This window comes from Streptomyces sp. NPDC088194, assembly GCF_040702025.1.
Taxonomy (GTDB): domain Bacteria; phylum Actinomycetota; class Actinomycetes; order Streptomycetales; family Streptomycetaceae; genus Actinacidiphila.
In genome coordinates this window covers 52,361-77,856 of the sequence record NZ_JBFBIV010000034.1, presented here as the reverse complement: position 1 = coordinate 77,856, position 25,496 = coordinate 52,361, and the positions used below count along the sequence as shown (strand labels likewise).

The 25,496-nt window shown below is 72.4% G+C and carries 20 protein-coding genes and 1 pseudogene; 12 read left to right on the top strand and 9 right to left on the bottom strand.

Going from position 1 to position 25,496, the window contains the following annotated elements:
* The first annotated feature begins 13 nt into the window (after positions 1-13).
* The 8 genes from AB0399_RS20435 (at position 14) to glnA (ending at position 8,267) form a co-directional block, all read left to right on the top strand.
* Complete coding sequence (locus AB0399_RS20435; protein WP_329374359.1) at positions 14-1,186, top strand: MCE family protein; 1,173 nt, start codon at positions 14-16, stop codon at positions 1,184-1,186.
* A gap of 26 nt (positions 1,187-1,212) precedes the next feature.
* On the top strand, positions 1,213-2,388 hold the full coding sequence (locus AB0399_RS20430) for an MCE family protein (RefSeq protein WP_329374360.1): 1,176 nt from the start codon (positions 1,213-1,215) through the stop codon (positions 2,386-2,388).
* Complete coding sequence (locus AB0399_RS20425; RefSeq protein ID WP_366412285.1) at positions 2,388-3,686, top strand: MlaD family protein; 1,299 nt, start codon at positions 2,388-2,390, stop codon at positions 3,684-3,686. The genes AB0399_RS20430 and AB0399_RS20425 overlap by 1 nt, the downstream gene beginning before the upstream one ends.
* Positions 3,687-3,958: 272 nt before the next feature.
* Positions 3,959-4,432 (top strand): hypothetical protein, encoded by a 474-nt coding sequence (locus AB0399_RS20420; RefSeq protein WP_329374361.1) that lies wholly within the window; start codon positions 3,959-3,961, stop codon positions 4,430-4,432.
* Between the two features lie 15 nt (positions 4,433-4,447).
* Complete coding sequence (locus tag AB0399_RS20415) at positions 4,448-5,164, top strand: hypothetical protein (protein WP_366412284.1); 717 nt, start codon at positions 4,448-4,450, stop codon at positions 5,162-5,164.
* A gap of 173 nt (positions 5,165-5,337) precedes the next feature.
* Positions 5,338-5,892: a hypothetical protein gene (locus AB0399_RS20410; protein ID WP_366412295.1), complete on the top strand. Its 555-nt coding sequence runs from the start codon at positions 5,338-5,340 to the stop codon at positions 5,890-5,892.
* A gap of 50 nt (positions 5,893-5,942) precedes the next feature.
* Positions 5,943-6,764 carry a hypothetical protein gene (locus AB0399_RS20405; RefSeq protein ID WP_366412283.1) on the top strand — a complete coding sequence of 274 codons (822 nt, stop codon included), beginning with the start codon at positions 5,943-5,945 and terminating at the stop codon, positions 6,762-6,764.
* A gap of 141 nt (positions 6,765-6,905) precedes the next feature.
* On the top strand, positions 6,906-8,267 hold the full coding sequence (gene glnA, locus AB0399_RS20400) for a type I glutamate--ammonia ligase (protein ID WP_328463226.1): 1,362 nt from the start codon (positions 6,906-6,908) through the stop codon (positions 8,265-8,267).
* Positions 8,268-8,354: 87 nt separating this feature from the next.
* Here glnA and AB0399_RS20395 read toward each other — a convergent pair whose 3' ends face one another.
* Positions 8,355-8,789: an Asp23/Gls24 family envelope stress response protein gene (locus tag AB0399_RS20395; protein WP_366412282.1), complete on the bottom strand. Its 435-nt coding sequence runs from the start codon at positions 8,787-8,789 to the stop codon at positions 8,355-8,357.
* Positions 8,790-8,912: 123 nt separating this feature from the next.
* On the opposite strand from AB0399_RS20395, the gene AB0399_RS20390 reads away from it, so the two are divergent.
* Together AB0399_RS20390 and AB0399_RS20385 are read left to right on the top strand one after the other, a co-directional pair.
* The gene (locus tag AB0399_RS20390; protein ID WP_329370225.1) at positions 8,913-9,590 is read left to right on the top strand and encodes a histone deacetylase; all 678 of its coding nucleotides are present in this window, start codon (positions 8,913-8,915) and stop codon (positions 9,588-9,590) included.
* An 82-nt stretch (positions 9,591-9,672) separates the two neighbouring features.
* A complete protein-coding gene (locus AB0399_RS20385; RefSeq protein WP_366412281.1) occupies positions 9,673-12,687 on the top strand; it encodes a bifunctional [glutamine synthetase] adenylyltransferase/[glutamine synthetase]-adenylyl-L-tyrosine phosphorylase in 3,015 nt (1,004 codons plus the stop codon).
* Positions 12,688-12,820: 133 nt separating this feature from the next.
* Here AB0399_RS20385 and AB0399_RS20380 read toward each other — a convergent pair whose 3' ends face one another.
* From AB0399_RS20380 to AB0399_RS20355, 6 genes and pseudogenes are all read right to left on the bottom strand, one after another.
* A complete protein-coding gene (locus AB0399_RS20380) occupies positions 12,821-13,732 on the bottom strand; it encodes a phosphatase PAP2 family protein (protein WP_366412280.1) in 912 nt (303 codons plus the stop codon).
* Between the two features lie 89 nt (positions 13,733-13,821).
* On the bottom strand, positions 13,822-14,862 hold the full coding sequence (locus AB0399_RS20375; RefSeq protein ID WP_329370231.1) for a LacI family DNA-binding transcriptional regulator: 1,041 nt from the start codon (positions 14,860-14,862) through the stop codon (positions 13,822-13,824).
* 178 nt (positions 14,863-15,040) lie between these two features.
* Positions 15,041-16,720 (bottom strand): annotated as a pseudogene (locus AB0399_RS20370) (glycoside hydrolase family 13 protein); the annotation flags it as partial.
* Between the two features lie 149 nt (positions 16,721-16,869).
* Positions 16,870-17,775: a carbohydrate ABC transporter permease gene (locus AB0399_RS20365; protein WP_366412279.1), complete on the bottom strand. Its 906-nt coding sequence runs from the start codon at positions 17,773-17,775 to the stop codon at positions 16,870-16,872.
* Between the two features lie 13 nt (positions 17,776-17,788).
* Positions 17,789-18,664, bottom strand: a complete 876-nt coding sequence (locus tag AB0399_RS20360; protein ID WP_329374364.1) for a sugar ABC transporter permease — start codon at positions 18,662-18,664, stop codon at positions 17,789-17,791.
* A 249-nt stretch (positions 18,665-18,913) separates the two neighbouring features.
* Positions 18,914-20,209: an extracellular solute-binding protein gene (locus AB0399_RS20355; protein WP_329370234.1), complete on the bottom strand. Its 1,296-nt coding sequence runs from the start codon at positions 20,207-20,209 to the stop codon at positions 18,914-18,916.
* 804 nt (positions 20,210-21,013) lie between these two features.
* On the opposite strand from AB0399_RS20355, the gene AB0399_RS20350 reads away from it, so the two are divergent.
* On the top strand, positions 21,014-21,550 hold the full coding sequence (locus tag AB0399_RS20350) for a GNAT family N-acetyltransferase (protein WP_366412278.1): 537 nt from the start codon (positions 21,014-21,016) through the stop codon (positions 21,548-21,550).
* Between the two features lie 47 nt (positions 21,551-21,597).
* On the opposite strand, the gene AB0399_RS20345 is transcribed toward AB0399_RS20350, so the two are convergent.
* Both AB0399_RS20345 and glnII read right to left on the bottom strand, forming a co-directional pair.
* Positions 21,598-23,718 carry a hypothetical protein gene (locus tag AB0399_RS20345; RefSeq protein WP_366412277.1) on the bottom strand — a complete coding sequence of 707 codons (2,121 nt, stop codon included), beginning with the start codon at positions 23,716-23,718 and terminating at the stop codon, positions 21,598-21,600.
* A gap of 158 nt (positions 23,719-23,876) precedes the next feature.
* Positions 23,877-24,896, bottom strand: coding sequence for a glutamine synthetase (gene glnII / locus AB0399_RS20340; RefSeq protein WP_328463203.1), 1,020 nt, complete (start codon positions 24,894-24,896; stop codon positions 23,877-23,879).
* A 223-nt stretch (positions 24,897-25,119) separates the two neighbouring features.
* On the opposite strand from glnII, the gene AB0399_RS20335 reads away from it, so the two are divergent.
* Positions 25,120-25,494: a 5-carboxymethyl-2-hydroxymuconate Delta-isomerase gene (locus tag AB0399_RS20335; RefSeq protein WP_366412276.1), complete on the top strand. Its 375-nt coding sequence runs from the start codon at positions 25,120-25,122 to the stop codon at positions 25,492-25,494.
* The last annotated feature ends 2 nt before the right edge of the window (positions 25,495-25,496 follow it).

Sequence of the window (25,496 nt, the reverse complement as noted above, 5' to 3'; positions counted from 1 at the left end):
GGGCCGCCGGGGCCTGCCGGGCCGCGCGGCCCGGCTACCGCGCCGCGCGCTGTCCGTGGCGGTGGTGCTGGTGATCGTCGCGGCCGCGGCCGTCACCGCCGGGTTCGTCGCCTTCGGCGGGCCGTCCGGCAAGCACGTCACCGCGTACTTCGACCGTACGGTCGGCGTGTACGCGGGGTCCGACCTGCGCATCCTCGGCGTGAAGGTCGGCACGGTGGAGTCCGTCAAGCCGCAGGGCAAGCAGGTCAAGGTGGCGCTGCGGCTGGACCACGGCATCAAGGTGCCGGCGAAGGCCGGCGCCGTGGTGGTCGCGCCCAGCGTGGTCGCCGACCGCTACATCCAGCTCACCCCCGCGTACACCGGCGGCGCCCAACTGGCCGACCACGGCGTCATCCCGGCCAGCCGCACCGCGACACCGGTCGAGATCGACCAGCTCTACGCCTCCGTCACCCAGCTCAGCAAGGCGCTCGGCCCCAACGGCGCGAACACCACCGGCGCCCTGTCGAACCTGCTCGACGTCGGGTCGCAGAACCTCAAGGGCAACGGCAAGGACATCGGCGACAGCATCGACCAGCTCGGCCAGGCCACCAAGACCCTCAACGGCCACAGCGACGACCTGTTCTCCACCCTCGCCTACCTCCAGTCCTTCACCACCATGCTCAAGAACAACGACGGCAAGGTGAAGACCGCCACCGACCAGCTCTCCACCGTCAGCGGCTTCCTCGCCGACGACAAGGAGGACCTCGGCGGCGCGCTCCAGCAACTGTCCACCGCGCTCGGCTCGGTGAAGACCTTCATCCAGGACAACCGCAGCCGGCTGAAGACCAGCATCACCAAGCTCACCCCGATCACGCAGACGCTCGTCGACCAGCGCGCCTCGCTCGCCGAACTCCTCGACGACGCCCCGCTCGCCGCCGACAACCTCCTCAACACGTACAACCCGAAGACCGGCACGCTCGACGGCCGCACCGACATCAACGAGCTGAGCATGGGCGGCAGCGTCGACCCGACCGACACGGGCACCACCGGCACGACCTCCAACACCGCCGCCAAGAAGGCCACTTCGGGCCCGAACGCCTCGACCCCACCGCTGCCGCTGCCACCGGTCGGCACGGTCTACGGCAGCGGCGGCAGCGGCGGCAGTACCGGCAGCACCGGCAGCGGCAGCAAGGGGGCGGCCAAGTGAACGCCCGCCACGCGGCCGCCGCGGCCCTGCTCACCGCGACCGCCCTCACCCTCACCGGCTGCTCCTTCACCAACGTGCAGAGCATGCCGCTGCCCGGCGGCGCCAACCTCGGCAGCCACCCCTACACCGTCAGGGCCCAGTTCGCCGACGTCCTCGACCTGGTGCCGCAGGCGTCGGTACGGGTCAACGACGTCGCCGTCGGCCGGGTCACCAAGATCGCGCTGGCGCACAGCGGTTGGTCGGCCATCGTCACCATGAAGCTCAACGGCAACGTGAAACTCCCGTCGAACGCCTACGCGCACCTGGAGCAGTCCAGCCTGCTCGGCGAGAAGTACATCCAGCTCGCCGACCCGCCCAGCACCGAACCCGCCACCGGCAAGCTCCAAGCCGGCGACACCATCCCCACCTCGCACACCAACCGCAACCCCGAGGTGGAAGAGGTCTTCGGCGCGCTGTCCCTGGTGCTCAACGGCGGCGGCATCCAGCAGATCCACACCATCAGCACCCAGCTCAACAAGGCGCTCAGCGGCAACGAACCCGCGGTCCGCGACATGCTCACCCAGGTCAACACGCTCGTCTCCGACCTGGACGCCCACAAGAAGGACATCACCGACGCGCTCGACGGCGTCAACAAGCTCTCCGCGACCCTCGCCACCCGCGACCAGAAGATCGGCACCGTGCTCACCAGCCTCAGCCCGGGCCTGAAGGTGCTGGAGCAGCAGCGCGGCTCGCTGGTCACCATGCTCCGCTCGCTCGACACCCTCTCGGGCGTCGCGACCGACACGGTCAACCGGAGCAAGGACGACATCGTCGCCGACCTGAAGTCCCTCGGCCCCACTCTCCAGCGGCTCGCCGACGCCGGCGACGACCTGCCCGACTCCCTCCAGGTGCTGCTCACCTACCCGTTCACCGACGAGGTGCTCAACGGCGTCAAGGGCGACTACCTCAACGTCTACCTCGACCTCACCGCAGCCTCCGGCACCCAGCTCATCCCCGAACTCCAGGCCGGCGACAGCGACTACCCGGGCCTGCAGTCCGTGGACCCCTCGGTGCGGAAGAAGTCCGCGAAGCCCCCGACCGGTCCGCCGTTGCCGCTGCCCTCGGTCACGACGCCGTCGGGCAGCACCCCTTCGGGCGCCACGCCTTCGGGCACCACCGCCTCGGGCACCTCCCCGTCGGCCACCACTTCAGGGGGCCACTGATGCTGACCCGCGCCACCGTCGCCAAGAACATCGCCTTCCTGATCGTCGCGGTCCTCGTGATCGGCTTCGTCGGTGTCCGCTACGCCGACCTCGGCCGCTACGTGGGCTTGCGCGGCTACTACACCGTGGACGTGCAACTCCCCGAGGCAGGCGGCCTGTTCGAGCACGCCGACGTCACCTACCGGGGTGTCTCGGTCGGCCGGGTCGGCCCGATCCGGCTCACCCCCGACGGCGTCGAGGCGGAACTGCGGATCAACAGCTCCGCCCCGCACATCCCCAGCCGGCTCTCCGCGGTCGTCGCGAGCCTGTCCGCGGTCGGCGAGCAGTACATCGACCTGCAACCCCGCACCAGCGACGGGCCCTACCTGCACGGCGGTTCGACCATCGCGCAGGCCAGCACCAAGGTGCCCGCGCCCGTCACCAACCTGCTCACCAGCGTCAACGACCTCGCCCAGTCCGTGCCGTTGGACGCCCTGCGCACCGACGTCGACGAACTCGGCCTGGCGTTCAGCGGCCAGGGCGACAACCTCCAGTCCCTGCTCGACACCAGCAGCGAGTTCCTGACCGCCGCCGACGCCAACCTCCCCGCCGACACCACGCTCATCAACGACGGGCGGACGGTGCTGCGCACCCAGGTCGACGAGTCCGACGCGATCAAGAACTTCGCCACCAGCGCCAACCAGCTCGCCGCGCAGCTCGACGACTCCGACACCGACCTGCGCCGCCTCATCGCCGCCGCGCCCGGCGCCGCGACCCAGGTCAGCGCGCTGCTGCGGGACGTCGGCCCCAACCTCAGCGTGGTGCTGGCCAACCTGCTGACCACCTCCGACATCGCGGTCACCCGCCAGAACGGCATCCAGGAGTTCCTGGTGAAGATGCCCGCCGTGGCCGCCGCGGGCTCCTCGGCGGTCAAGAACGGCAAGCTGGACTTCGGCATGGCCGTCACCTTCTTCTCACCGCTGCCGTGCACGTCGGGATACGGCGGCACCACCTACCGCAACGGCCTCGACACCAGCCCGCCGGCCACCGCGTTCAACACCGCGGCCCGCTGCACCGCGCCCGCCTCCTCCGGCACCGACGTCCGCGGCTCCGCGCACGCGCCCGGTGGCGGGGGAGTGCCGACCCCCGCGCAGCCGGGGTCGGTCCTGCCGACGTCCACGCAGTCGTCGACGGGCGCGGCTCCCGCTGCCACGCCCGCCGTGGGGCCGGCGCTGCCCGGCGCCCTCGCCCTGCCCGCGCTGCCCGCCGCCGGGCCCACCACCATGGCGGGCCTGCTCGGCCTGGAGGACCAACGATGAGCGGTACGACGGATGAGGCGGAGCCGGACGTGAGTACGGAGGCGGAGCCGGAGCCGGAGCCGGACCAGGGGTCGGGGCCGGATGCGAAGGGGGAGCCGGAAACGGAGGTCGAGCCGGACCCGGAGGTCGAGCCGGACCCGGCGCCGGAGTCGGGGCCGGATGCGGACGAGGGGGCCGCGGCGGCCGCCGAGGGGAGGTCCACTCCGCGCCGCCGGGCCGCCGGCGTCCTGCGCGCGCTGCGGGCCCGGCGCACCGCGGTCGCCTGGGCCACGATGCTGACCGCCGCGCTGCTGCTGTGCGGGCTCTCCGCCTGGTCCTACGCCGACACCCGTGGCGACGGCGCGCTGTCCTACGGCAAGTCCCGCGACGCCGCTCTGGGCGCGGGGGAGCGCGGGGTGGCCCGGCTCAACACCGTGGACTCCGCGCACGTCGACCGCGACCTCGACAGCTGGCTCGGCGTCACCACCGGCCCGCTGCACGACCAGCTGACCCGTACGCACGGCTCCGACACCGCGACGATGAAGGCGGCCGGCACCTCCACGAACGGCACCGTCACGGACGCGGCCGTCACCGAGCTCGACACCCGGGCCGGCACCGCGAAGATCATCGTCACCGTCCAGGTCCGCCTCACCCCCAAGTCCGGTACGGCCAGCACCGATCGCAAACGCTTCGAAGCCAACCTGTCCCGTACCGCCGGCACCTGGAAACTCGCCGCCCTCACCGCGGTCCCGATCGGCGCGAGCTAAGGGATGACCACCGACATGACGACAACGGACAAGACCGCGGCCGCGCCCGAGGAAGCCGAGCGCGCCGAGCGAATCGAGCGCGCCGACCCGGCCGATCCCGTCGACACCGACACCGACACCGACGCCGACAGCACCGCCGACAGCGGTACCGACACCGACGCCGACCGTTCGGCGGAGCCGGGCGCGGGCGGGCGGGGCGCGTGGGCCGGGCGGGTGCTGCGGCGCGCACGGTCGTACGGATGGCGGCGGATCGCCGGGGCCGCCGCGATCGCCGTCCTGCTGCTGGGCTCCGGCGGCCTGCTCTACGCCGCGCAGGACCTCAAGGACCCGGCGGCCACCCGCAACCACGCGCTCACCGACAGCGCCGCCACCGACCAGGTGATCGGCGACGTCAGCAGCGCGCTGAGCCAGATCTTCGCGTACACGCCCGACGGCACCGACGCCACCGAGCAGGCCGCCCGCAACGTCCTCGCGGGCAGCGCGGCCACCCAGTACCAGGCGCTGTTCGCGCAGATCAAGCAGAACGTCGCCACCCAGCAACTCACCCTCACCACAAGGGTCGTACGGGCCGGCGTGGTCAGCCTCACCGCCGACCACGCCCGCCTGCTGGTCTTCCTCGACCAGACCGCGCAGCGCGCGGGTTCCACCGCCACCAGTGCCGCCGCCCAACTCTCGGTCACCGCCGAGCAGAAGAACGGCCACTGGCGGATCACCGCTCTCAAGGCCCGCTAGGGGAGAGGCAGATGCCACGTATGCGTTTCGGCTCGCGCCCACCGCGCAAGGACGACCCCGAGGGCGTCGAGCACGTCGAGCACGTCGCGGACATCGCGGATGTCGAGGACGTCGCGAAGGCGGCCGAGCCCGCGCGGGTACGGCGCCCCGCGCCCGCCGGACGGCGGCCGCTGCTGGGCGCGGCGGTCGCCCTGGTGGTGGCCGCGGCCGTCGCCGCCGCGTGGACCGGCTGGTCGTGGTACTCCGCCGCGCACGACGACAACGCGGCGTTCGCCCGTACCCGGGACACCGTGCTGGCCGCGGGCGAGCAGGCCGTGCAGAACATGAACACGCTCGACCACGCCCACCTCGCGGCGGGCCTCGCCGTGTGGGAGCAGAGCACCACGGGCGACCTGCACAGCCAACTCGTGCAGGGCCGGGCCGACTTCGAGAAGCAGGTGCAGCAGGCGCAGACGGTCAGCACCGCGAAGGTGCTGAGCGGCGCGGTGACCGACCTCGACGACCGCACCGGCAAGGCCGATGTGATGGTCGCGCTCCAGATCACCGTGCAGGCGCCCAAGTCGAAGCCCGCGGTGAAGGAGAGCCGGCTGCTCGGCGAGATGACCCGCACCTCGGCCGGGTGGAAGCTCAGCGCGCTCGGTGACGCGCCGATGGGCGACAGCGCCTCCACCGCGGCCGACCCCACGGCGGCCCCGACCGCCGATCCCACCGCCACCGCCGGCCACTGACGCCCGTACCGCCGTACCGCCGCACGTCGTCCGCGAGAGGACCGCAGCCCATGTCGACCACCCGCCACCTCATCAACCGGCAGCGCAGGCTCGCCGCGGCGTCCGCGGCGGCGACCGAGCGCACCGTACGACCGGCCCGCGACCGTACCGACGGTACCGACCGGCCCGACCGTACGGCCGCGGGCGCCGGCTCCGGCACGGGCAGCGGCGCGGCCGAGCGCGCACCCGGCAGGTCCGGCCGGACCGTGACCGCGACCGCGACCGCGGTCCGCCCGCGCCGCCCCGCCGCCCGGACCGAGACCGCCGGGAAGGACGAGGCGGCCCCGCGCCGTACCGCGTCCCTGCGGCTGCCCGCCCGCTTCCCCCTCACCATCGCCGTGCTCGCCCTGCTCACCGTGCTGCTCGGCGGCTTCGCGGCCTGGGCGGCCGGGAAGGCGTCCGCCCTGCACGACGGCTCGGCCACCTCCAACACCGCGCTCACCGACAACGCCCGCACCGCCGAGGTCAAGGGCCAGATCGCGCAGGACGTGAACTCCGTCTTCTCCTACGACTACACCGACACCGCCCGGACCGACACCGCCGCGAAGAAGGTGCTCACCGGCAAGGCGGTCCAGCAGTACGCCACGATGATCGCCCAGGTGAAGGCCGCAGCCCCGAAGCAGAAGCTCGTGCTGACCACCACCGTCACCGACACCGGCGTGGAGATGATCAGCGGCGACCGGGCCCGGGTGCTGGTCTACGCCGACCAGGCGAACACCTCCACAGCCAAGGGCGCGAACGCCGGCAGCGCCTACTCGGCGGCCATGTTCGCGGTCGACGCGGTCCGCCAGGCGGGCAGCTGGAAGATCGCCTCGATCGACACCTTCAGCTGACGTCTCCGCCCGATCCCGTCCGGCGTGCACTATGGAGGAGCGGCGCCCGCAACCCGTGCGAAACGGTGTGGTGCAATGCTCCTGATCCCCCGGGTTGCCGACGGCGGGGGAGCGGTGCCTGACCGGCGAGGATGGATGGATATGGACAAGCAGCAGGAGTTCGTTCTCCGCACCCTGGAGGAGCGGGACATCCGCTTCGTACGGCTGTGGTTCACCGACGTGCTCGGCTACCTGAAGTCGGTCGCCGTCGCCCCCGCCGAGCTGGAGCAGGCGTTCGACGAGGGCATGGGCTTCGACGGCTCCGCGATCGAGGGCTTCGCCCGGGTGTACGAGTCCGACATGATCGCCAAGCCGGACCCGAGCACCTTCCAGATCCTGCCCTGGCGCGCGGAGGCACCCGGCACCGCCCGGATGTTCTGCGACATCCTGATGCCCGACGGCTCCCCGTCCTACGCCGACCCGCGCTACGTCCTCAAGCGCGCCCTGGCCAAGACCTCCGACCTCGGCTTCACCTTCTACACGCACCCCGAGATCGAGTTCTTCCTGCTCAAGGAGCGCCCGCTGGACGGCAGCCGGCCGACCCCCGCGGACAACTCCGGCTACTTCGACCACACCCCGCAGAACGTCGGCATGGACTTCCGCCGCCAGGCGATCACCATGCTGGAGTCGATGGGCATCTCGGTCGAATTCTCCCACCACGAAGGCGCCCCCGGCCAGCAGGAGATCGACCTGCGCTACGCCGACGCGCTGTCCACCGCCGACAACGTGATGACGTTCCGGCTGGTGATGAAGCAGGTGGCCCTGGAGCAGGGCGTGCACGCCACCTTCATGCCCAAGCCGTTCTCGGAGTACCCCGGCTCCGGCATGCACACCCACCTCTCGCTCTTCGAGGGCGACCGCAACGCGTTCTACGAGTCCGGTGCGGAGTTCCAGCTCTCCAAGGTCGGCCGGTCCTTCATCGCGGGCCTGCTCCGGCACGCCGCCGAGACCGCCGCCGTCACCAACCAGTGGGTCAACTCCTACAAGCGGATCTGGGGCGGCTCCCAGCGCACCGCGGGCGCCGGCGGCGAGGCCCCCTCGTACATCTGCTGGGGCCACAACAACCGGTCCGCGCTCATCCGCGTGCCGATGTACAAGCCCGGGAAGACCGGCTCCACCCGGGTCGAGGTCCGCTCCCTCGACTCCGGCGCCAACCCCTACCTCTCCTACGCCGTCCTCCTCGCCGCCGGCATGAAGGGCATCCAGGAGGGCTACGAACTCCCGGCCGGCGCCGACGACGACGTCTGGGCCCTCACCGACTCCGAGCGCCGCGCCCTCGGCATCGAGCCCCTGCCCCAGAACCTCGGCGAGGCGATCGACCTCATGCAGCGCAGCGAACTCGTCGCCGAGACCCTCGGCGAGCACGTCTTCGACTTCTTCCTGCGCAACAAGAAGCAGGAGTGGGAGGAGTACCGCTCCGAGGTCACCGCGTTCGAGCTGCGGAAGAACCTGCCGAACCTGTAACCGCAGGTCGGCGACTGAGCGAGGCGCCCCCGGGCCCGCCTTAGGCGGTGCTCCGGGGGTGGCAGGACAGGGGTGCCCGGGGACGGGTCAGCGGACGCGGCCCTCGTCCTCGTCGGTGTCGGAGTCCTCGCCGGGGACGTGGACGTCGCGGACGTTGATGTTGATCTCGACGACCTCGAGTCCGGTCATCAGCTCCACCGCGCTGGTGACGCTGCCCCGGATGTCGGAGGCGGTCTCGGCGATGTGCGTGCCGTAGTCGACGACCACGTCGATGTCGAGGGCCGCCTGCTCCTCGCCGACCTCGACCTTCACCCCGCGGGTGTGGTCGTCGGAGCGGGAGACGCGGTCGCGGACCGCCCCCACGGCACGAGCGGCGCCGCCGCCCATCGCGTAAACCCCTTCGACCTCCCGGGTGGCGATCCCGGCGATGGTGGCCACCACCGTGTTGGCGATCGTCGTCTTCCCGGCGGTGTCCTTCTTGCGCCCGGGTGTTGTCTTCGCAGTGCTCTCCGCGGTTGTCATGGGGCAAGCCCCTTCCCTCTCGACTGCTCGCTGACGAAATGCGGGCTCCCTACCACTGTGAACCCGCACCGGCACCCGTGCCACTCTGATGCCGTAAGGGTCCGCGCGGGTCACACTGGGTGGATGGGCGCGCACACGGTCTGGTACGTCTCCTACGGCTCGAACACGCATCTCGCCCGGCTGACCCGGTACCTGGTCGGGGGCCGTCCGGCGGGCGGCGCGCGGGCCTACCCGGGGTGCCGGGACGCCGCGCCGCCGGCCAGATCCGTGCCGTGGGAGCTGCCCGGCACCGTGTACTTCGCGACGCACTCCCCGGTGTGGGGCGGCGGCCGCGCCTTCTACGACCCGGACACGCCCGGCCGCGCCCTGGCCCGCGCGCACCTGATCACCGTCGGCCAGTTCTCCGACATCGCCGCACAGGAGATGTACGCCGAGCCCGGCCGCGACCTCGACCTCACGCGGGTGCTGGCCACCGGGCGTGACCGGCTGGGCCCGGGCCGCTACGAGACGCTGGTGCGGGCCGGCTCGCTGGACGGCGTGCCGCTGCTGACGTTCACCGCGCCCTGGTCGATGGCCGAGGTGCCGTGGACGGTGCCGTCCGCCGCCTACCTCGACCACCTCGCGGCCGGCCTGCGCGAGGCGGGCGGCCGGCGTGCCTCGGACATCGCGCGCTACCTCGCCGCACGTCCGGGCGCGGCCGGGCACTGGATCGCGCGCGACGGGGTACTCGTGCCCGCGCGGCAGGTCGATCCGGCGAACCCGCAGGCCCCGCAGGGCGCCCCGGGCCCGCCGGACGGCTAGGCTCGGAAGGGCGGCTGGAGCGGGTGCGGCCGTTCGCCGTGTGGTGAGTGCGGGTTGAGTGTGGTGACCCCCGGGAGGGCCGATGCAGGGGCGACGCAGCAGTACCTTCTCCCGGTTGCTGCGGCACGGCTTCACCGATGCCGCGACCGCCGAGCGCCTGCTGGAGGACGACGTGCTGGCGGGCGTACGCGGTGACCCGGTGCTGCTCGAAGCGCTCGGTGCCACCGCCGACCCCGACCAGGCGCTGCTCGGCCTGGTCCGGCTCGCCGAGGCACTGGACCCGGGCGAGCGCCGCACCCTGCTGGACACCGTGACCAGCGCCAAACCGCTGCGGGACCGGCTGCTGGGCGTGATGGGCGCCTCCGAGGCGCTGGGCGACCACCTGGCCCGGCACCCCGAGGACTGGCACGCCCTGGTGACGTACGAGGCGCGCGACCTGCACCCGGGGGTCGAGGAGTTCGAGGAGGGGCTGGCCGCCGTCCGCACCCCGGACGCGCTGCGCGCGGCGTACCGGCGGTGCCTGCTCGGCATAGCGGCCAGGGACGTCTGCGGCACCAACGACCTGGTGCGTACCGCCGCGGAGTTGGCCGACCTGGCGACGGCCACGCTGCGGGCCGCGCTGGCGATCGCCGCCGCGGAGCTGCCGCAGGACGCGGCGGCCTGCCGGCTCGCGGTGATCGGGATGGGCAAGTGCGGCGGCCACGAACTGAACTACGTCTCCGACGTGGACGTCATCTTCGTCGCGGAACCGGCCGAGGACGCCGCCGAGGGCGACGGCTCCGCCGACGACACCGCGGCGCTGCGGTCCGCGACCCGGCTGGCCGTGCGGATGATGGGCATCTGCTCCGACACCACCGCCGAGGGCACCATCTGGCCGGTGGACCCCAACCTGCGGCCCGAGGGCAAGAACGGCCCGCTGGTGCGCACCCTCAGCAGCCATGTCGCGTACTACCACCGCTGGGCGAAGACCTGGGAGTTCCAGGCGCTGTTGAAGGCGCGGCCGGTCGCCGGGGACGCCGCGCTGGGCGCCGAGTACGTCGCCGCGATCCGCCCGATGGTGTGGCAGGCCGCCGAGCGGGAGAACTTCGTCACCGACGTGCAGGAGATGCGCCGGCGGGTCGTCGACACCATCCCCGCCGCGCAGGTCGAGCGGGAGCTGAAGCTCGGCCCTGGCGGGCTGCGCGACGTGGAGTTCGCGGTGCAGCTCCTCCAACTCGTGCACGGCCGCAGCGACACGAGCCTGCGCAGCGCCACCACCCTCACCGCGCTCGCCGACCTGGCCCGGGGCGGCTACGTCGGCCGCGCCGACGCCGCCGCGCTGGACGCCGCCTACCGCTTCCTGCGGCTGATGGAACACCGCATCCAGCTCCAGAAGATGCGCCGCACCCACCTGGTGCCCGACGACGAGGCGGGACTGCGCCGGCTCGGCCGGGGCCTGGGCTTTCGCGCGGAGCCGGTGCAGAGCCTCAACCGGGAGTGGAAGCGGCACGCCCGCGAGGTGCGGCGGCTGCACGAGAAGCTGTTCTACCGCCCGCTGCTGGACGCCGTCGCCCAACTCGACAGCGACGAGACGCGGCTGAGCACCGACGCCGCCCGGACCCGGCTCCAGGCGCTCGGCTACGCCGACCCGGTCGCGGCGATGCGCCACCTGGAGGCGCTGGCCAGCGGGGTGAGCCGCAAGGCCGCGATCCAGCGCACCCTGCTGCCGGTGCTGCTCGGCTGGTTCGCGGACTCCGCCGACCCTGACGCGGGGCTGCTGGGCTTCCGCAAGGTCTCCGACGCGCTGGGCAAGACCCCGTGGTACCTGCGGCTGCTGCGCGACGAGGGCGCCGCTGCCCAGCGGTTGGCCCGGGTGCTCTCCTCCGGCCGGCTCGCCCCCGACCTGCTGATGCGCGCCCCCGAGGCGGTCGCCCTGCTCGGCTCCAGGGACGGCCTGATCCCGCGCGACCACCTGGCGCTTGAGCAGGAGGTGCTGGCCGCCGTCGGCCGCGCGGACAGCCCCGAGCAGGCCATCGCGGCCGTGCGCGGGGTCCGCCGCCGCGAGCTGTTCCGCACCGCCGCCGGCGACCTGATCGACACCTACGGCGACGACGAGGAGTCCGACGGCCCGCTCGACCCGGCCGTCCTCGTCGACCGGGTCGGCACCGCCGTGTACGGGCTGACCTCGGCCACCGTGGCCGGCGCGCTGCGGGCCGCGGTCAACGCGGTCACCGGCGGCGACGCCCACCCGCTGCCCACCCGCCTCGCCGTGATCGGCATGGGCCGCTTCGGCGGTCGCGAACTCGGCTACGGCTCCGACGCCGACGTGATGTTCGTGCACGAGCCGCGCGAGGGCGCCGACAGCGGCGACGCCGGCCGGGCCGCGATCGCCGTCGCCAACGAGCTGCGCCGGCTGCTGCAGATCCCCACCGCCGACCCGCCGCTGCTGATCGACGCCGACCTGCGGCCGGAGGGCAAGTCCGGCCCGCTGGTGCGCAGCCTGGCGTCGTACGAGGCGTACTACCGGCGCTGGTCGCTGGGGTGGGAGAGCCAGGCGCTGCTGCGGGCCCGCCCGGTGGCCGGCGACCCGGAGCTGGGGGAGCGGTTCATCGCGCTGATAGACCCGTTGCGCTACCCCGAGGACGGTCTCGAAGAGGAGGCGGTGCGCGAGATCCGCCGGCTCAAGGCGCGGATGGAGAGCGAGCGGATGCCGCGTGGCGCCGACCGCACCACCCACGCCAAGCTCGGCCGCGGTGGGCTGTCCGACGTGGAGTGGACGGTGCAGCTGCTCCAACTCCAGCACGGCGCCCGGCTGCCGTCGCTGCGCACCACCGGCACCCGGGACGCGCTGGCCGCCGCGCACACCGAGGGTCTGATCGCGGAGCCGGACCTGCGGATACTGGACGAGGCGTGGGTGCTGGCGACGCGGGTGCGCAACGCGGTGATGCTGGTCCGCGGCCGCCCCGGCGACACCTTCCCCGGCGACGGGCGGGAACTGGCCGCGGTGGGCCGCTACCTCGGCTACCCGGCCGGCCACGTCGGCGACATGCTGGAGGACTACCGCCGCCGTACCCGCCGCGCCCGCGCGGTGGTGGAGCGGCTGTTCTACGAGGCGTGACGCCGATCGGGCGCCGGCGGGAGGGGTGCGGGACCTGCGGGTTCGGGACCTTCGGGTTCGGGACCTGCGGGTTGAAGCCCCGGGCCCGGGGCCTGCCGCAATCAGGGCCCGCCGCGCTCAGGGCCTGCCGCGGTCAGCGCTTCGCGGTGTGCTGCTCCTCCAACTGCTGCTCCCAGGACCGCGGCAGGTGGTACACCCACCGTCCGTACAGCAGGCACACCAGGCCGTAGCCGGCGCCGAGGCAGACCACGCCGCCGATCGCGTCCAGCCAGAAGTGGTTGCCGGTGGCGATGATCACCGTGAGGGTGAACAGCGGGTAGAGCAGGGCCACCACCCGCACCCACTTCCGCTTGGCCAGGTTGAAGACGGTGACGCCGCACCACAGCGACCAGCCGATGTGCATCGACGGCATCGCCGCGTACTGGTTCGACACGTGCGCCAGGCTGCCCTGGGAGAGCGAGCCCCAGGTGTGGTGCACGGCGACCGTGTCGATGAAGCCGGCGCCGGCCAGCAGCCGCGGCGGGGCCAACGGGTAGGCCCAGAAGCCGATCAGCGCCAGCCAGGTGGTCGCGAACAGCGCCAGCCGGGGCGGCGCGTAGCGGTCGGGGTGGGCGACGTACAGCCACACCAGCACACCGATGGTGATCACGAAGTGCAGTGAGGCGTAGTAGTAGTTCATCCCCACGATCAGCCATGTCACCGAGTTCAGCGCATGGTTGACGCTGTGCTCGATGCCGAGGTCGAGGTGGCGTTCGAAGCTCCACACGTCGGCGGCGTGCCGCAGCGCGGTGCTGCGCTCGGCGGGGACCGCGTTGCGGATCAGGGAGTACACCCAGTAGCTGACGCCGATCAGCACCAGTTCGAACCAGAGCCGGGGCCGGCGTGGGGTGCGCAGCCGGTGCAGCAGCGCGCCGGGCGACCAGCCGGGGCCGGGCGCCCGATAGGCGCCGCCCGCGCCCCGCCCGGCGCCGTTTCCGGCGGCGTCCGAAGGGTCGGTACGACGGTCCTTCAGCGACTTGGCGGTGTTGGCGGTCGATTCCCCCATGGGACACCAGTCTGCCAGACCCGGCCGGTCAAACGGGTGCCATGCCCGCTGAACCGGACATCCCGCGTGTCGTGCCCGAGCGCCACCGGTCAACCGCCCGCCGGCGCCCCGCGGTCGGCGGGTCCGGCGGCCGTCGAGCCGCGGACCACCAGTTCGGGCATGAAGACGAACTCGCTGTGCGGGGGCGGGTTGTCGCCGATCTCCTCCAGCAGCGCGTTCACCGCGGCCTGACACATGGCGGGAACCGGCTGCCTGATGGTGGTCAGCGGCGGATCGGTGAAGGCGATCAGCGGGGAGTCGTCGAAACCGACCACCGAGATGTCGCCGGGCACCGTGTGGCCCAGTTGCCGGGCGGCGCGGATCGCGCCGAGCGCCATCATGTCCGAGGCGCAGACGATCGCGGTGCAGCCGTCGGCTATCAGCGCGCCGGCCGCGGCCTGCCCGCCCTCCAGCGTGTACAGCGAGTGCTGCACCAGCGCCTGGGCGTCGTCGGCCGACAGCCCCAGCACGTCGCCCATGGACGCGAGGAAGCCCTCGATCTTCCGCTGCACCGGCACGAACCGTTTCTGCCCGACGGCCAGGCCGATCCTGCGGTGCCCGAGCGCGGCCAGGTGCGTGACGGCCAGCCGGACCGCGGCGCGGTCGTCCACCGACACCGACGGCGCGTCGATCTTGTCGGAGTGGCCGCTGATCAGTACGAACGGCACGCCCTGGCCCTTGAGCCGGGCGTACCGCTCGGTGTCGGCGGTGGAGTCGGCGTGCAGGCCGGAGGCGAAGATGATGCCCGCCACCCCGCGCTCGACCAGCATCTCCACGAGTTCGTCCTCGGTGGAGCCGCCCGGGGTCTGGGTGGCCAGCACCGGGGTGTAGCCCTGCCGGGTCAGCGCCTGGCCGATGACCTGCGCCATCGCCGGGAAGATCGGGTTCCCCAACTCGGGCGTGATCAGCCCGACCAGGCCGGCGCTGCGCTGCCGCAACCGGACCGGGCGTTCGTACCCGAGCAGGTCCAGCGCGGCCAGCACGGATTCACGGGTGGCCGCGGAAACACCTGGCTTGCCGTTGAGCACCCGGCTGACCGTCGCCTCACTGACCCCCGCCTGGGCTGCGATGTCTGCGAGCCGCGCGGTCACAGCACCGGATGCTACGGGGCGGAACACCGCCATGTCAGATCGCCCACCAAATTGCCGTGTCGGCGGCGATCGTGACGAATTCGCCCGAACCTCCGGTAATCGGGTCACCGTCGGGACGCAGCGGGTCGGGTCGCCGGGTGTCCGGGCGCCGGGTGTCCGGTGCCGCGGCCGGTCCCTCGCTGGACAGCAGCAGCCGGCCCGGCCGGGGCAGCCGTACCGGGGAGGAGGTGGGGTTGAGGGTGCAGACGAAGGCGCCGCCGGTCGCGTCACGGCGGAAGGCGAGCACCCCCTCGGGCGCGTCGAGCCAGTCCACGGCGGTGCCGGCGCCGAGCGCGGGGTGGTCGCGGCGCACCGCGAGCGCGGCGCGGTACAGCTCCAGGGTCGAGTCGGGGTCGCCGGTCTGCGCCTCGACGCTCAGCTCGGCCCACTGCCCGGGCTGCGGCAGCCAGCTCGGTCCGCCCTCGGCCGGCCCGAAGCCGTACGGCGCGGCCCCGCCCGACCACGGGATCGGCACCCGGCAGCCGTCACGGAAGCCGTCCTGCCCGGCCGCGCGGAAGAACGACGGGTCCTGGCGCACCTCGTCCGGCAGGTCGGTGACGTCGGGCAGCCCCAACTCCTCGCCCTGGTAGAGGTAGGCCGAGCCGGGCAGGGCCAGCATCAGCAAGGTCGCCGCGCGGGCCCGGCGCAGGCCGAGCGCGCGGTCGCCCGGCGTGCGCAACTGGGTCGGCGGCGCCTCGGGGTTCTGCCCCGCGCTGACCGGCGGGAGGTTGCCGAGCCGGGTGGTGTGCCGGGTCACGTCGTGGTTGGACAGCACCCAGGTCGCGGGCGCGCCGACCGAGCCCATCGCGTGCAGCGACCGGTCGATCACCTCGCGCAGCGCGCCCGCGCTCCAACCGGCGGTCAGGTACTCGAAGTTGAACGCCTGGTGCAGCTCGTCGGGGCGCAGGTAGAGCGCGGCCCGCTCGATGGTCGGCGTCCACGCCTCGGCGACCGCGATCCGCTCCCGGCCGCCGGCCGCTCCCACCGGCCCGTACTCGTCCAGGATCTGCCGCCAGTCCCGGTAGATCTCGTGCACGCCGTCCTGGTCGAAGTACGGCATCGCGGCGGTGCCCAGCAGCGCCACCTGGCCGGAGTGGCCGATGTCGGGCAGGCCCTCGGCCTTCACCAGGCCGTGCGCGACGTCGATCCGGAAGCCGTCGATGCCCAGGTCCAGCCAGAACCGCAGCACCGAGCGGAACTCGTCGTGCACCGCGCGGTGGTTCCAGTTGAAGTCCGGCTGCTCGGGGGCGAACAGGTGCAGGTACCACGCGCCGGGGGTGCCGTCCGGTTCGGTGACGCGGGTCCAGGCCGGGCCGCCGAAGATGGACTCCCAGTCGTTGGGCGGCAGTTCGCCGTGCGCGCCCTTGCCGGCGCGGAAGTGGAAGCGGTCGCGGGCCGCGGAGCCCGGGCCCTCGCGCAGCGCCTGCTTGAACCACTCGTGCTGGTCGGAGCAGTGGTTCGGCACCAGGTCCACGATGACGCGCAGGGACAGCGCGTGCGCGGCGCGGACCAGGTCGTCGGCGTCGGTGAGGTTGCCGAACATCGGGTCGACCGCGCGGTAGTCGGCGACGTCGTAGCCGGCGTCGGCCTGCGGGGAGGCGTAGAACGGCGACAGCCACACCGCGTCGACGCCGAGGTCCCGCAGGTAGGGCAGCCGGGCGGTGATGCCCGGCAGGTCGCCCATGCCGTCGCCGTTGCCGTCGGCGAAGCTGCGCGGATAGACCTGGTAGATCACCGCGTCGCGCCACCAGTCTCCGCGCCCGGCGTCTGCGTCGGTCGCGGCGGCGGTGCTGGGCGCGTCGGTGAGGTGCTGGCTCATTGATTCCCTTTGGGGTTCGGGGGAACGACTAAGTGGCGTGCGGACGTGCGCGGGTGTGCGTCCGGGGTGCCGGGCGCTGGTGCGGGGCCCGGGGTCCGGGGTCGGGGTGCCGGGCGCTGGGTCCGGGTCGGTGCGGGGTGCTGGGCGCGTCAGCCCTTGGTCCCGCCGGCCGTCAGACCGGTGACCAGGTGACGCTGGACGAGCAGGAAGACGACGGCCGCGGGTATCGCGATGAGCACCGAACCCGCGGTCATCGCACCCCAGTTGGCGCGGATGCTGGACGCGTACGTGGGCAGTCCCGCGGCCAGGGTGTAGTGCGTCTTCATGAACTGGCTGGAGTAGGCGACCTCGCCCCACGCGGTGAGGAAGCTGTAGAACGCGGTGACCGCCAGGCCCGGCCGGGCCAGCGGCAGGATCAGCCGCCAGAAGGTGCCGAACGGGCTGAGGCCGTCCATCCGGCCCGCCTCGTCGATCTCCCGCGGGATGGTGTCGAAGTAGCCCTTGAGCATCCACGCGCAGAACGGCACGGCGATGGTGCAGTACACGAGCACCAGGCCGAGGTAGCTGTCGAGCAGGTCCAGCCGGGCCATCAGGTTGTACAGCGGGACGATCAGCACCGCGACGGGGAACATCTGGGTGACCAGGAAGATCCACATCAGCTGCCGGTGGCCGGGGAACTTCATCCGGGAGATCGCGTAGCCGGCGCTGGCCGCGATGAACACGCCCAGCAGCATCGTGGCGCCGGCGACGATCACCGAGTTGAGCATCCAGTGCGGGAAGCCGCTGTGCAGCAGCACGAACCGGTAGTTGTCCAGGCCCAGATGGTGGATCACCTGGCCGGGCTGCTGCCAGGCGCTGTCCGGGCCGAGCGAGATGAAGACGATCCACAGCACCGGGAAGACCGCGACGGCGCTGGCGGCGATCAGGGTGGCGTGCAGGGCGAGCGAGGCGCCCGTGCCGCGCTCTCCGCGGCCACGCGGTGTGCGGCCGTCCTGCCCGCGGCCGGGCCGCACCGGGCCGCGCGGGTTCCGGCCGCGCTGAATGGTGGCACTCATGGGTGACGGCTCCTCAGCTCTGCTCGGTCTTGATGCGGCTGCGGTAGAAGGTGGAGAAGGCCACCAGGATCAGCAGGATGACGATGCCGTACGACGCGGCGCCGGCGTAGTCGGAGATGCCGACGAACGCCTTCTCGTAGGCGAACGTCACGAGGATGTCGGTGTCGCCGCTGGTGTTGCTGCCCAGCAGCAGGTAGATGATCGGGAACATGTTGAACGTCCACACGGTGCTCAGCAGGATCACCGTGCTGGTCACCGGGCGCAGCCCGGGCACCGTCACGTTCGTGAAGCGCTGGAACGGGGAGGCGCCGTCCATCTCCGCGGCCTCGTAGAGCTCGCCCGGGATCGACTGGAGGCCGCCGAGGATCGCCACCATCATGAACGGCACGCCGCACCAGACGTTGACGATGATGACCGCGACCTTCTGCGCGAACGGCGTGCCCAGCCAGTCCTGGGACGGCAGCCCGACGACGTTGATGACGTCGTTGAAGACGCCGTACTGCGAGTTGAACATCAGCCGCCAGGCGAACACCCCGACGAAGGCGGGCACCGCCCACGGCAGGATCAGCGCGAGCCGGTACAGCAGCCGGAACCGCATCGGCCGGTTGAGCAGCACCGCCATGCCCAGCCCGATGGAGTAGGTGATCCCGACGCAGGCGACGGTCCAGATCACCGTCCACTCCAGCCGCGGGTAGAAGTCGCCGTCCTGGCCGGAGATGATCTGCCAGTAGTTGTGCAGGCCGACGAAGTGGTAGCTGGCCGGCACGTGCACGGGGCCGATGTCGGTGGCGACGTTCTGCGCGGTGGCGTTGGTGAAGGACAGGTAGACGCCGTATCCGAGCGGGTACAGCACCAGGACGCCGAGGACGATCACCACGGGGGCGACCATCGCCCAGGCGTACCAGTGCTTGTCCCAGGAGCGGGCGATCGACGTCAGCAGGCCCTGCCTGGGCTCCTTGGACCGCGCGGGGCGGCCGGGGCGCTCGGCCCGTTCTACGGTGGCGGTGGTCATCTCTCCTCGGCTCTGTCGTTGCCTGGGGCGGGTGGAGGACCGGGCCGGCCGGTCGGGCGCGTGGGCCCGCCCGCCGCGTGCTGCGGCGGGCGAGACCCCGGCCGGCCGGCCCGGAGCCGGTGGGTGCTACTGCACCGAGTAGTCCGGCAGCAGCTTGCCGAACTGCTTGGCCGCGTCGTCCAGTCCGCCCTGGACGGTGGCCTTGCCCTGGAGGATCTTGATGTACTCCTGCTGGAGCGGGGTGAACAGGCTGCCGACCTGCGGGAGCGCGACCCGCGGCCGGGCGGTGTCCAGGATCGGCTTGAACCCGGCGATCTGCGGGCTCTTCAGCACGTCGGCGGTGTACGCCGAGGTGCGGGTGGGCAGCGTCCCGTTCTTCACCGCGATCTGCTCCTGGCTGGCGGTGGAGGTCATGAACTGGGTGAACAGGTAGGCCGCGGGGAGGTTCTTCGAGCCCTGGTAGACGGCCAGGTCCTGGCCGCCGGTCGGGGCGAGCGGCTTGCCGGTGGAGCCGGCCGGCACCGACGCGTAGCCGAGGTTGCCGCCGTCCTTGAAGGCCGAGCCGGTCAGGTCGTCGCCGACCGACCAGGGGCCCTGGATCAGCATGGCGACCTTGCCGGTCTTGAACGACGTCTGCATGTTGTCGTAGGCGTTGGCGAAGTCGATCTTCAGCGAGGAGGTGTCGTAGATCTTCTTCGCCTCGGTGACGGCCTTGACCGCCTCCGGGGAGTTGACGGTGACCTTCTTCGCGGACGGGTCGGCCAGGTCGGCGCCCTCACCGAAGAGGAAGGGCAGCAGGAAGTACGAGTCGGGGTTCATGTAGGTGCCGGTGACGCCGGTCTTCGCCTTGATCTTCGCGGAGTCGGCGACCATCTCGTCCCAGGTGGTCGGGGGCTTGGCGATGCCGGCCTGGGCGAACAGCTTCTTGTTGTAGAGCAGCCCGAGGGTGTCGGTGACCGACGGCACGGCGTACGACTTGCCTTCGTACTTCGTGGTGTTGAGCGGCCCGGCCACGAAGTCGCCCGTGTCGGTGAGGGCGGTGGTGCCGTCCAGCGGCGCGATGTAGTGCAGCGAGGCGTACTCCGGGATCAGCCCGACGTCGGTCCTGATCACGTCGGGCGCGCCCTTGCCGCTCTGCGCCGCGGTCTTGAACTTCTGCTCCACGGTGGTGAAGTCCACGTTCTGGTAGTTCACCTTGATCTTGGGGTACTTCTTCTCGAAGCCGGAGATCAGCGCCTTGTACGCCGGTGCCTCGACCTTCGCGTCGGAGGTGTCCCAGTACGTGACCGTGCCCGACACCTGGGCGGGGTCCTTCGCCTTGCCGCTGTCCTGCGTGCTGCCACTGCCACTGCCGCCGCCACAGGCGGTGGCACCGAGGACGATGGCCGCGGCCATCGCCACGACGGATATGCCGCGTCGCATACCTGACTCCTTGATGAGGGAAGTGCCCGTTCACCCGATCCGACGTCGAACGACCCCACCCACAGGCCGTTTCCGCTCGGGCTGGGCAGGACCGTAACAGCGGTGCAACACTTTGCGAAAGAGGCTGCAAGAAACTTTCTGCAAGAGCCTGCACCGCCGATCCACCGCCTCTCCGCCCCCACCCGGGGGCTCCCGGCCCCCGACGGCGCCCCCGGCGACCCCTCCGCGTCCCGCCCGCCCGAAAACGCTTACGCCCTTTTGCAGCAACCCGATTGCCGCCCCCACCCCACCCCTCGAACACCTCCGCCGGACCGGGGCCAAGCCCGGTCCGGCGAAGGGGGGTGTGCAGGGTTGGTGGGTGAGTCCGGCTCAGCCGGCGTTCGTGAAGAGTTCGTCGACGGTGCTGAGGTCGGCAGGACCTCGATCACCGGTTGGTGCGGAATCCGCACGCCGAGGATGCCGAAGACGGGGTGAGGAGTTCGGGGCGGTCCTGGAATATGCGATGCGACGCTTCGTGTCGGGAAGCGACCATGGAGTGACCATATGGGAGCCGTTCGGATGCAAGCCGCTGATCGGGAATTTATCACCCGATGGAGTGATTTGACCGGATGAATCGGCCGACTTCCTGGCCGGAAAGAGCCGAAGGGAGCTCGCTGTGAGCTTTCCGGGGAGCGGGGTCTGCACAACATCCGCACAGGGACTGCGTGTTGCGGGCACGACCTTCACGGGGGCGCCGCAAGTGAGGCGCGTCACCCATGCCCCGGGTGGGGGAACCTTTGGGGCATCTTGCGCGTCCATGTACCCATGAGCACCCCGCAACTCGAGATCCGGCACGCCTCGATCGAGGATTTGGACGAGATCTGTGGAGTCCACGCCCGAGCCAGGGCCACGTATTACGGGGGACACCTGGCGAGTGAGGTCTACAGCGGGCCGGCCGAGTTGGAGCGGCAGCGGGCGGGGACCGCGCAGGCGATCGTCTCGCGGGAGCGCACCGTGCTGTGCGCGACGCGGCAGGATCACATCGTGGGGTTCGCGGTGCTCGGCGCCCGGTTCGACGGCGACGAGCTGTTCCACTTCCACATCGACCCCGAGGTGTGGCGCACCGGCACCGGCACCGCGCTGCACCAGGCGTGCGTCGCCGAGTGGCAGGCCGCCAAGGTCGCCGTGGCCCGCCTGGAGGTCTTCGCGCCGAACGCCCGCGCCCGCGCTTTCTACGCCCGGCAGGGCTGGGAGGAGGACGGCCGCGACGACGACCACGTGACGATGCGGCTCCTGGTGCCGCAACACCCGGCCCAGCCCCCGGTCCTGACCCCGAGCCCGGCGCCCTCCCAGCCGTCCTAGCCCGACCCGGGCTCCGGCCCCTTTCGGCCCGCCCGGCCCGGCCCGTCCTAGTCGTTGCCCAGCGGCGCCAGCGGCTTGCCGTCGGTGAGGCGCCCGGTGAGGGCCGCACGGGTGCCGCGCGCGGCCGGGGTCGCCAGGAAGGGCCCCTCGGACGTGGCGTTCACCCCGTGCGTCGCCGTGATCGACGCGGTGTCACGGCTGCCGGCCGCCAGCAGGTACCAGTGGTCCGCGGGCGACTTCCACATCACCCCGGCCATCACATGCTGGTCGAAGCGGCTGCACGCGTTCCCGTCGGCCTGCTGCCCGGCCAGCGTGCCGAGTTCGTCGGCCTTCGCGGCGGGCGGCACGAACTGCACCAGCGCGATGCCCGGCCCCCGCCAGGTGTCCGCCCGGTCGCACGTCCACGACGCGTCGCCCGCGCCCTCGGGCAGCGCGGTGTCCGCGAACTCCCAGTCGTTGACGGCCTTCACGCCCTGCCCCCGCAGCTCGACCAGCCGGCACGCGCTGTGCGCCCAACTCACCAGCGCCTTCGGCCCGGTGGCCTCCACCGGCGGCGCCGCCTCGCCCACGGACGGCGGCGGGGTGTACGTGAGGTGCACCGGCGCGAGGTCGCCGAGGTCGGTGAGCAGGAAGGAGTGCTTCTCGGCGATCGAGCTGGAGGAGCGCAACTGCATCACCGGCCAGGTCGTCCCGCACGCCGCCGAACCGGTGGTCCCCGCGGTCGCGCCCGCGCCCGGCATCGGCACCGGGTCGGTCACGCCGTCCGCGGAACGGTGCAGGTCGGTGGCCGCCTGGTCCGGCTTGAACAGGTCCCTGACCTGCGTCTGTGCCACCCACGGCGCGGTCAGGAAGCGGGCGTTGCCGTCCACCCGGTCCACCAGCAGCGCCGCCGACGTGGTCAGATCCGCGTCCTCGGCCTGCGCGAAGTCCAGCGCGGCCCGGCCGGAACCGGTCCTCGGCTGGGCGTAGCGCACCACCCGCAGCCCGTCGTAGAAGATCACCACGGTCGCGGCGTCCTCGTCCCCGGCGAAGAGCAGTTGCGGCGGCTGCGCGGGGCCGCTCCTGGGGGTGCCCGCGGTGGAGCTGACGTCCACCGACGCCCCGGGGTTCGCCCACACCGACAGCGCCCGGCCGAGCAGCGCGGTGTCCTTCGTACGGTTGCCGCGCGCCGGCCAGGCCGAGAAGTCCAGCCGGGCGGTGGCCTTCCACTGGGTGGCCGGCACCCGGACCAGCGAGGCCGGGTCCAGCGCGTGCGGGTCGGCGGCGGGCGTGCCGGAAGCCGCGTAGTGCTGCGAGGAGGAGCCGCTGCCGGCGATCGCGAACAGCAGCGCGCCGGCGGCGACCACCGCGGCCGCGCCGCCGCCGATCCGTCCCCGGCGGCGGCGCCGCAGCAGGTCGGTGGGGCGCAGTTGCAGCGTGCAGGCGTCGAACTCGCCTGACGCCATCAGCCGGCGGCCCGCGGCCGGTCCCGCCGCCGTCGTGCCGGAGCGGGTCCCGGCACCGGTGAACGCGCCACTGCCCAGGCCCAGGTCCAGGCCCGGACCGGCGTCGACGCCCGCACCCGTCACGACCCCGGTCACCATGCCCGGCACGGCGCCCGTACCGGTGCCGCCCGCGGCCGCCTGCGCGGGGACGCGGACGCCGGCCGCCGCCCGTACCGCCTCGCGCGGGTCGCTCACGCCCGCCGCGTCCAGCACACCGCGCGCGTCCGGCTCGCCCAGGGCCTCCGCGGACATCAGCGCGTACGCCGCCCGGGCCGGGGCCGGCAGCGCGGACAGCGCGCGGTAGAGCGCCAACTCCCCGTCGCCGCCCGCCTGCGGGTGCGCCCGCAGCCCCACCACCCGCGGCATCCGTACGCCCTCCAGGGCCGCCCGCAGCCGGCCCTGGTCGCCGAACTCCAGTGCCGCGCGCAGCACCCGCACCCGCAGCACCCCGTACGCGCCGCCCTGCCGCGAGGGTGCGGGCGAGGTCGGCAGCGCGGACTGCACCAGCCGGTGCGCGGCCATCGCCCGGCGGTGCTTGCCGAGGCCGGCCGGCAGCGTCACGTAGGCCAGCCGTACCAGCCGCGGGTAGTGCTCGATCAGGGCCGCCTCGGCCTGCGCCACCGACACGGTGGCGGACGAGCCGCGGGAGGATGCGGAGGTCTCGGATGCCGCTTGCGTCTTCACGCAGTGTCGAACGAGCCGTCAGTGCGATGGTCACCCGGCGGCGTCACCCGATCGTGTGAGCGCCGCCGCGGCGGGACGCCGGAGGGACAACGGCAAGGGCGCCCCCGCCGGTTCGGCGGAGGCGCCCCCTCGCGGGCCGGAGTGGTACGGACCCGGTCTCAGACCAGGCCGGCCTTCTCCAACGCGCTGCCGCAAGTGTCCACGATCAGCCGCGTCACCACGTACGGGTCGATGTTCGCGTTCGGGCGGCGGTCCTCGATGTAGCCCTTCTGGTCCACCTCGACCTGCCACGGGATGCGCACCGACGCGCCGCGGTTGGAGACGCCGTAGCTGTACTCGTTCCACGGGGCGGTCTCGTGGGCGCCGGTGAGGCGGTGCTCGACGCCGGGGCCGTAGTTCTTGATGTGCTCCAGCGGCTTGTCGTCGCGGCCCAGCGCCTCGGCGGCCTCGATGATCGCCTCGTAGTTCTCGCGCATCTTCTTGGTGGAGAAGTTGGTGTGCGCGCCCGCGCCGTTCCAGTCGCCCTTGGCGGGCTTGGGGTCGAGGGTGGCGGAGACGCCGAAGTCCTCGGCGGTGCGGTAGAGCAGCCAGCGCGCCACCCACAGGTGGTCGGAGACCTCCAGCGGGCTGAGCGGGCCGACCTGGAACTCCCACTGGCCCGGCATCACCTCGGCGTTGATGCCGGAGATGCCCAGGCCCGCGGCGAGGCAGTTGTCGAGGTGCTTCTCCACCACCGGGCGGCCGAAGATCTCGTCGGCGCCGACGCCGCAGTAGTAGCCGCCCTGGGGCGCGGGGAAGCCGTTCTCCGGGAAGCCGAGCGGGCGCGAGCCCTGGAAGAACGTGTACTCCTGCTCGATGCCGAACAGCGACTCCTGGTCGGCGAACTTCTCGGCGATCTCCCGCAGCGCCGCGCGCGTGTTGGACTCGTGCGGGGTGCCGTCGATGTCGAAGACCTCGCACAGCACGAGCTTGTCGTCGCCGCCGCGGATCGGGTCGGCGAAGGTGGCGACCGGCTTGAGTACGCGGTCCGAGGCGTGACCCTCGGCCTGGTTGGTGCTGGAGCCGTCGAAGCCCCAGATCGGCAGCTCGGCGCCGTCGGCGAGAATCCTCGTCTTCGAGCGGAGCTTGGCCGTCGGCGCGGTGCCGTCTATCCAGATGTACTCAGCCTTGTAGGTCACGGTGACGCCATCCTTAACGAACGTGAGCGCGGGTGCGGCCCCGAGCCGCGCTGATCGGGCCGGTACGCAGCGTCCCAACGGCGGTTTTCCCATCCGTTGCCCAGGTGTTAACCACGTGTGAACTGACCGCCGTGACCAGCGGGAACCTCCTCATCCGCCCCGCCCGTCCCAGAGGGTGCCCGCATTACCCGGGCCGGCACCCGGCCCGGGTAGGGTCGGTGACATGCCGCACAGCATCGTGGAGTACTCCGCCGAACTCGCCGACACCTTCGACCGACCCCGTTTCGCCAAGGGCCTGCACGAAGCCCTCGTGCGGATCGCCGGCGGCCGGGCCGCGGGCTGCAAGACCCGCTTCGTCCGGCTCGACGAGACGTACATCGCCGACGGATCACCGGGCTACGCCATGGTCCACGTGCAGGCCGGCATCCTGTCCGGCCGCACCCCGCAGGTGAGGCGGGAGCTGGCCGAGGCGGTGCTGGAACTGCTGCGCGACTCCGTCCCGCCGCTGCCGGCCGCGGAGCTCCAGATGTCGGTCGACGTACGGGAGCTGGACCGCGAGACGTACGCCCGCCACGAGACGCCGGCGGTGAGTTCATGACG

Bases quoted from the DNA above. Each gene is read 5' to 3' on its own strand.
- AB0399_RS20385 (WP_366412281.1), top strand. From the start codon at position 9,673: ATGCAGGGGCGACGCAGCAGTACCTTCTCCCGGTTGCTGCGGCACGGC.
- AB0399_RS20415 (WP_366412284.1), top strand. From the start codon at position 4,448: ATGACGACAACGGACAAGACCGCGGCCGCGCCCGAGGAAGCCGAGCGC.
- AB0399_RS20420 (WP_329374361.1), top strand. From the start codon at position 3,959: ATGCTGACCGCCGCGCTGCTGCTGTGCGGGCTCTCCGCCTGGTCCTAC.
- AB0399_RS20425 (WP_366412285.1), top strand. From the start codon at position 2,388: ATGCTGACCCGCGCCACCGTCGCCAAGAACATCGCCTTCCTGATCGTC.
- glnA (WP_328463226.1), top strand. From the start codon at position 6,906: ATGGACAAGCAGCAGGAGTTCGTTCTCCGCACCCTGGAGGAGCGGGAC.
- AB0399_RS20405 (WP_366412283.1), top strand. From the start codon at position 5,943: ATGTCGACCACCCGCCACCTCATCAACCGGCAGCGCAGGCTCGCCGCG.
- AB0399_RS20360 (WP_329374364.1), bottom strand. From the start codon at position 18,664: ATGGTCGCCCCCGTGGTGATCGTCCTCGGCGTCCTGGTGCTGTACCCG.
- AB0399_RS20380 (WP_366412280.1), bottom strand. From the start codon at position 13,732: ATGGGGGAATCGACCGCCAACACCGCCAAGTCGCTGAAGGACCGTCGT.
- AB0399_RS20355 (WP_329370234.1), bottom strand. From the start codon at position 20,209: ATGCGACGCGGCATATCCGTCGTGGCGATGGCCGCGGCCATCGTCCTC.
- AB0399_RS20365 (WP_366412279.1), bottom strand. From the start codon at position 17,775: ATGAGTGCCACCATTCAGCGCGGCCGGAACCCGCGCGGCCCGGTGCGG.
- AB0399_RS20335 (WP_366412276.1), top strand. From the start codon at position 25,120: ATGCCGCACAGCATCGTGGAGTACTCCGCCGAACTCGCCGACACCTTC.
- AB0399_RS20350 (WP_366412278.1), top strand. From the start codon at position 21,014: ATGAGCACCCCGCAACTCGAGATCCGGCACGCCTCGATCGAGGATTTG.
- AB0399_RS20390 (WP_329370225.1), top strand. From the start codon at position 8,913: ATGGGCGCGCACACGGTCTGGTACGTCTCCTACGGCTCGAACACGCAT.
- AB0399_RS20395 (WP_366412282.1), bottom strand. From the start codon at position 8,789: ATGACAACCGCGGAGAGCACTGCGAAGACAACACCCGGGCGCAAGAAG.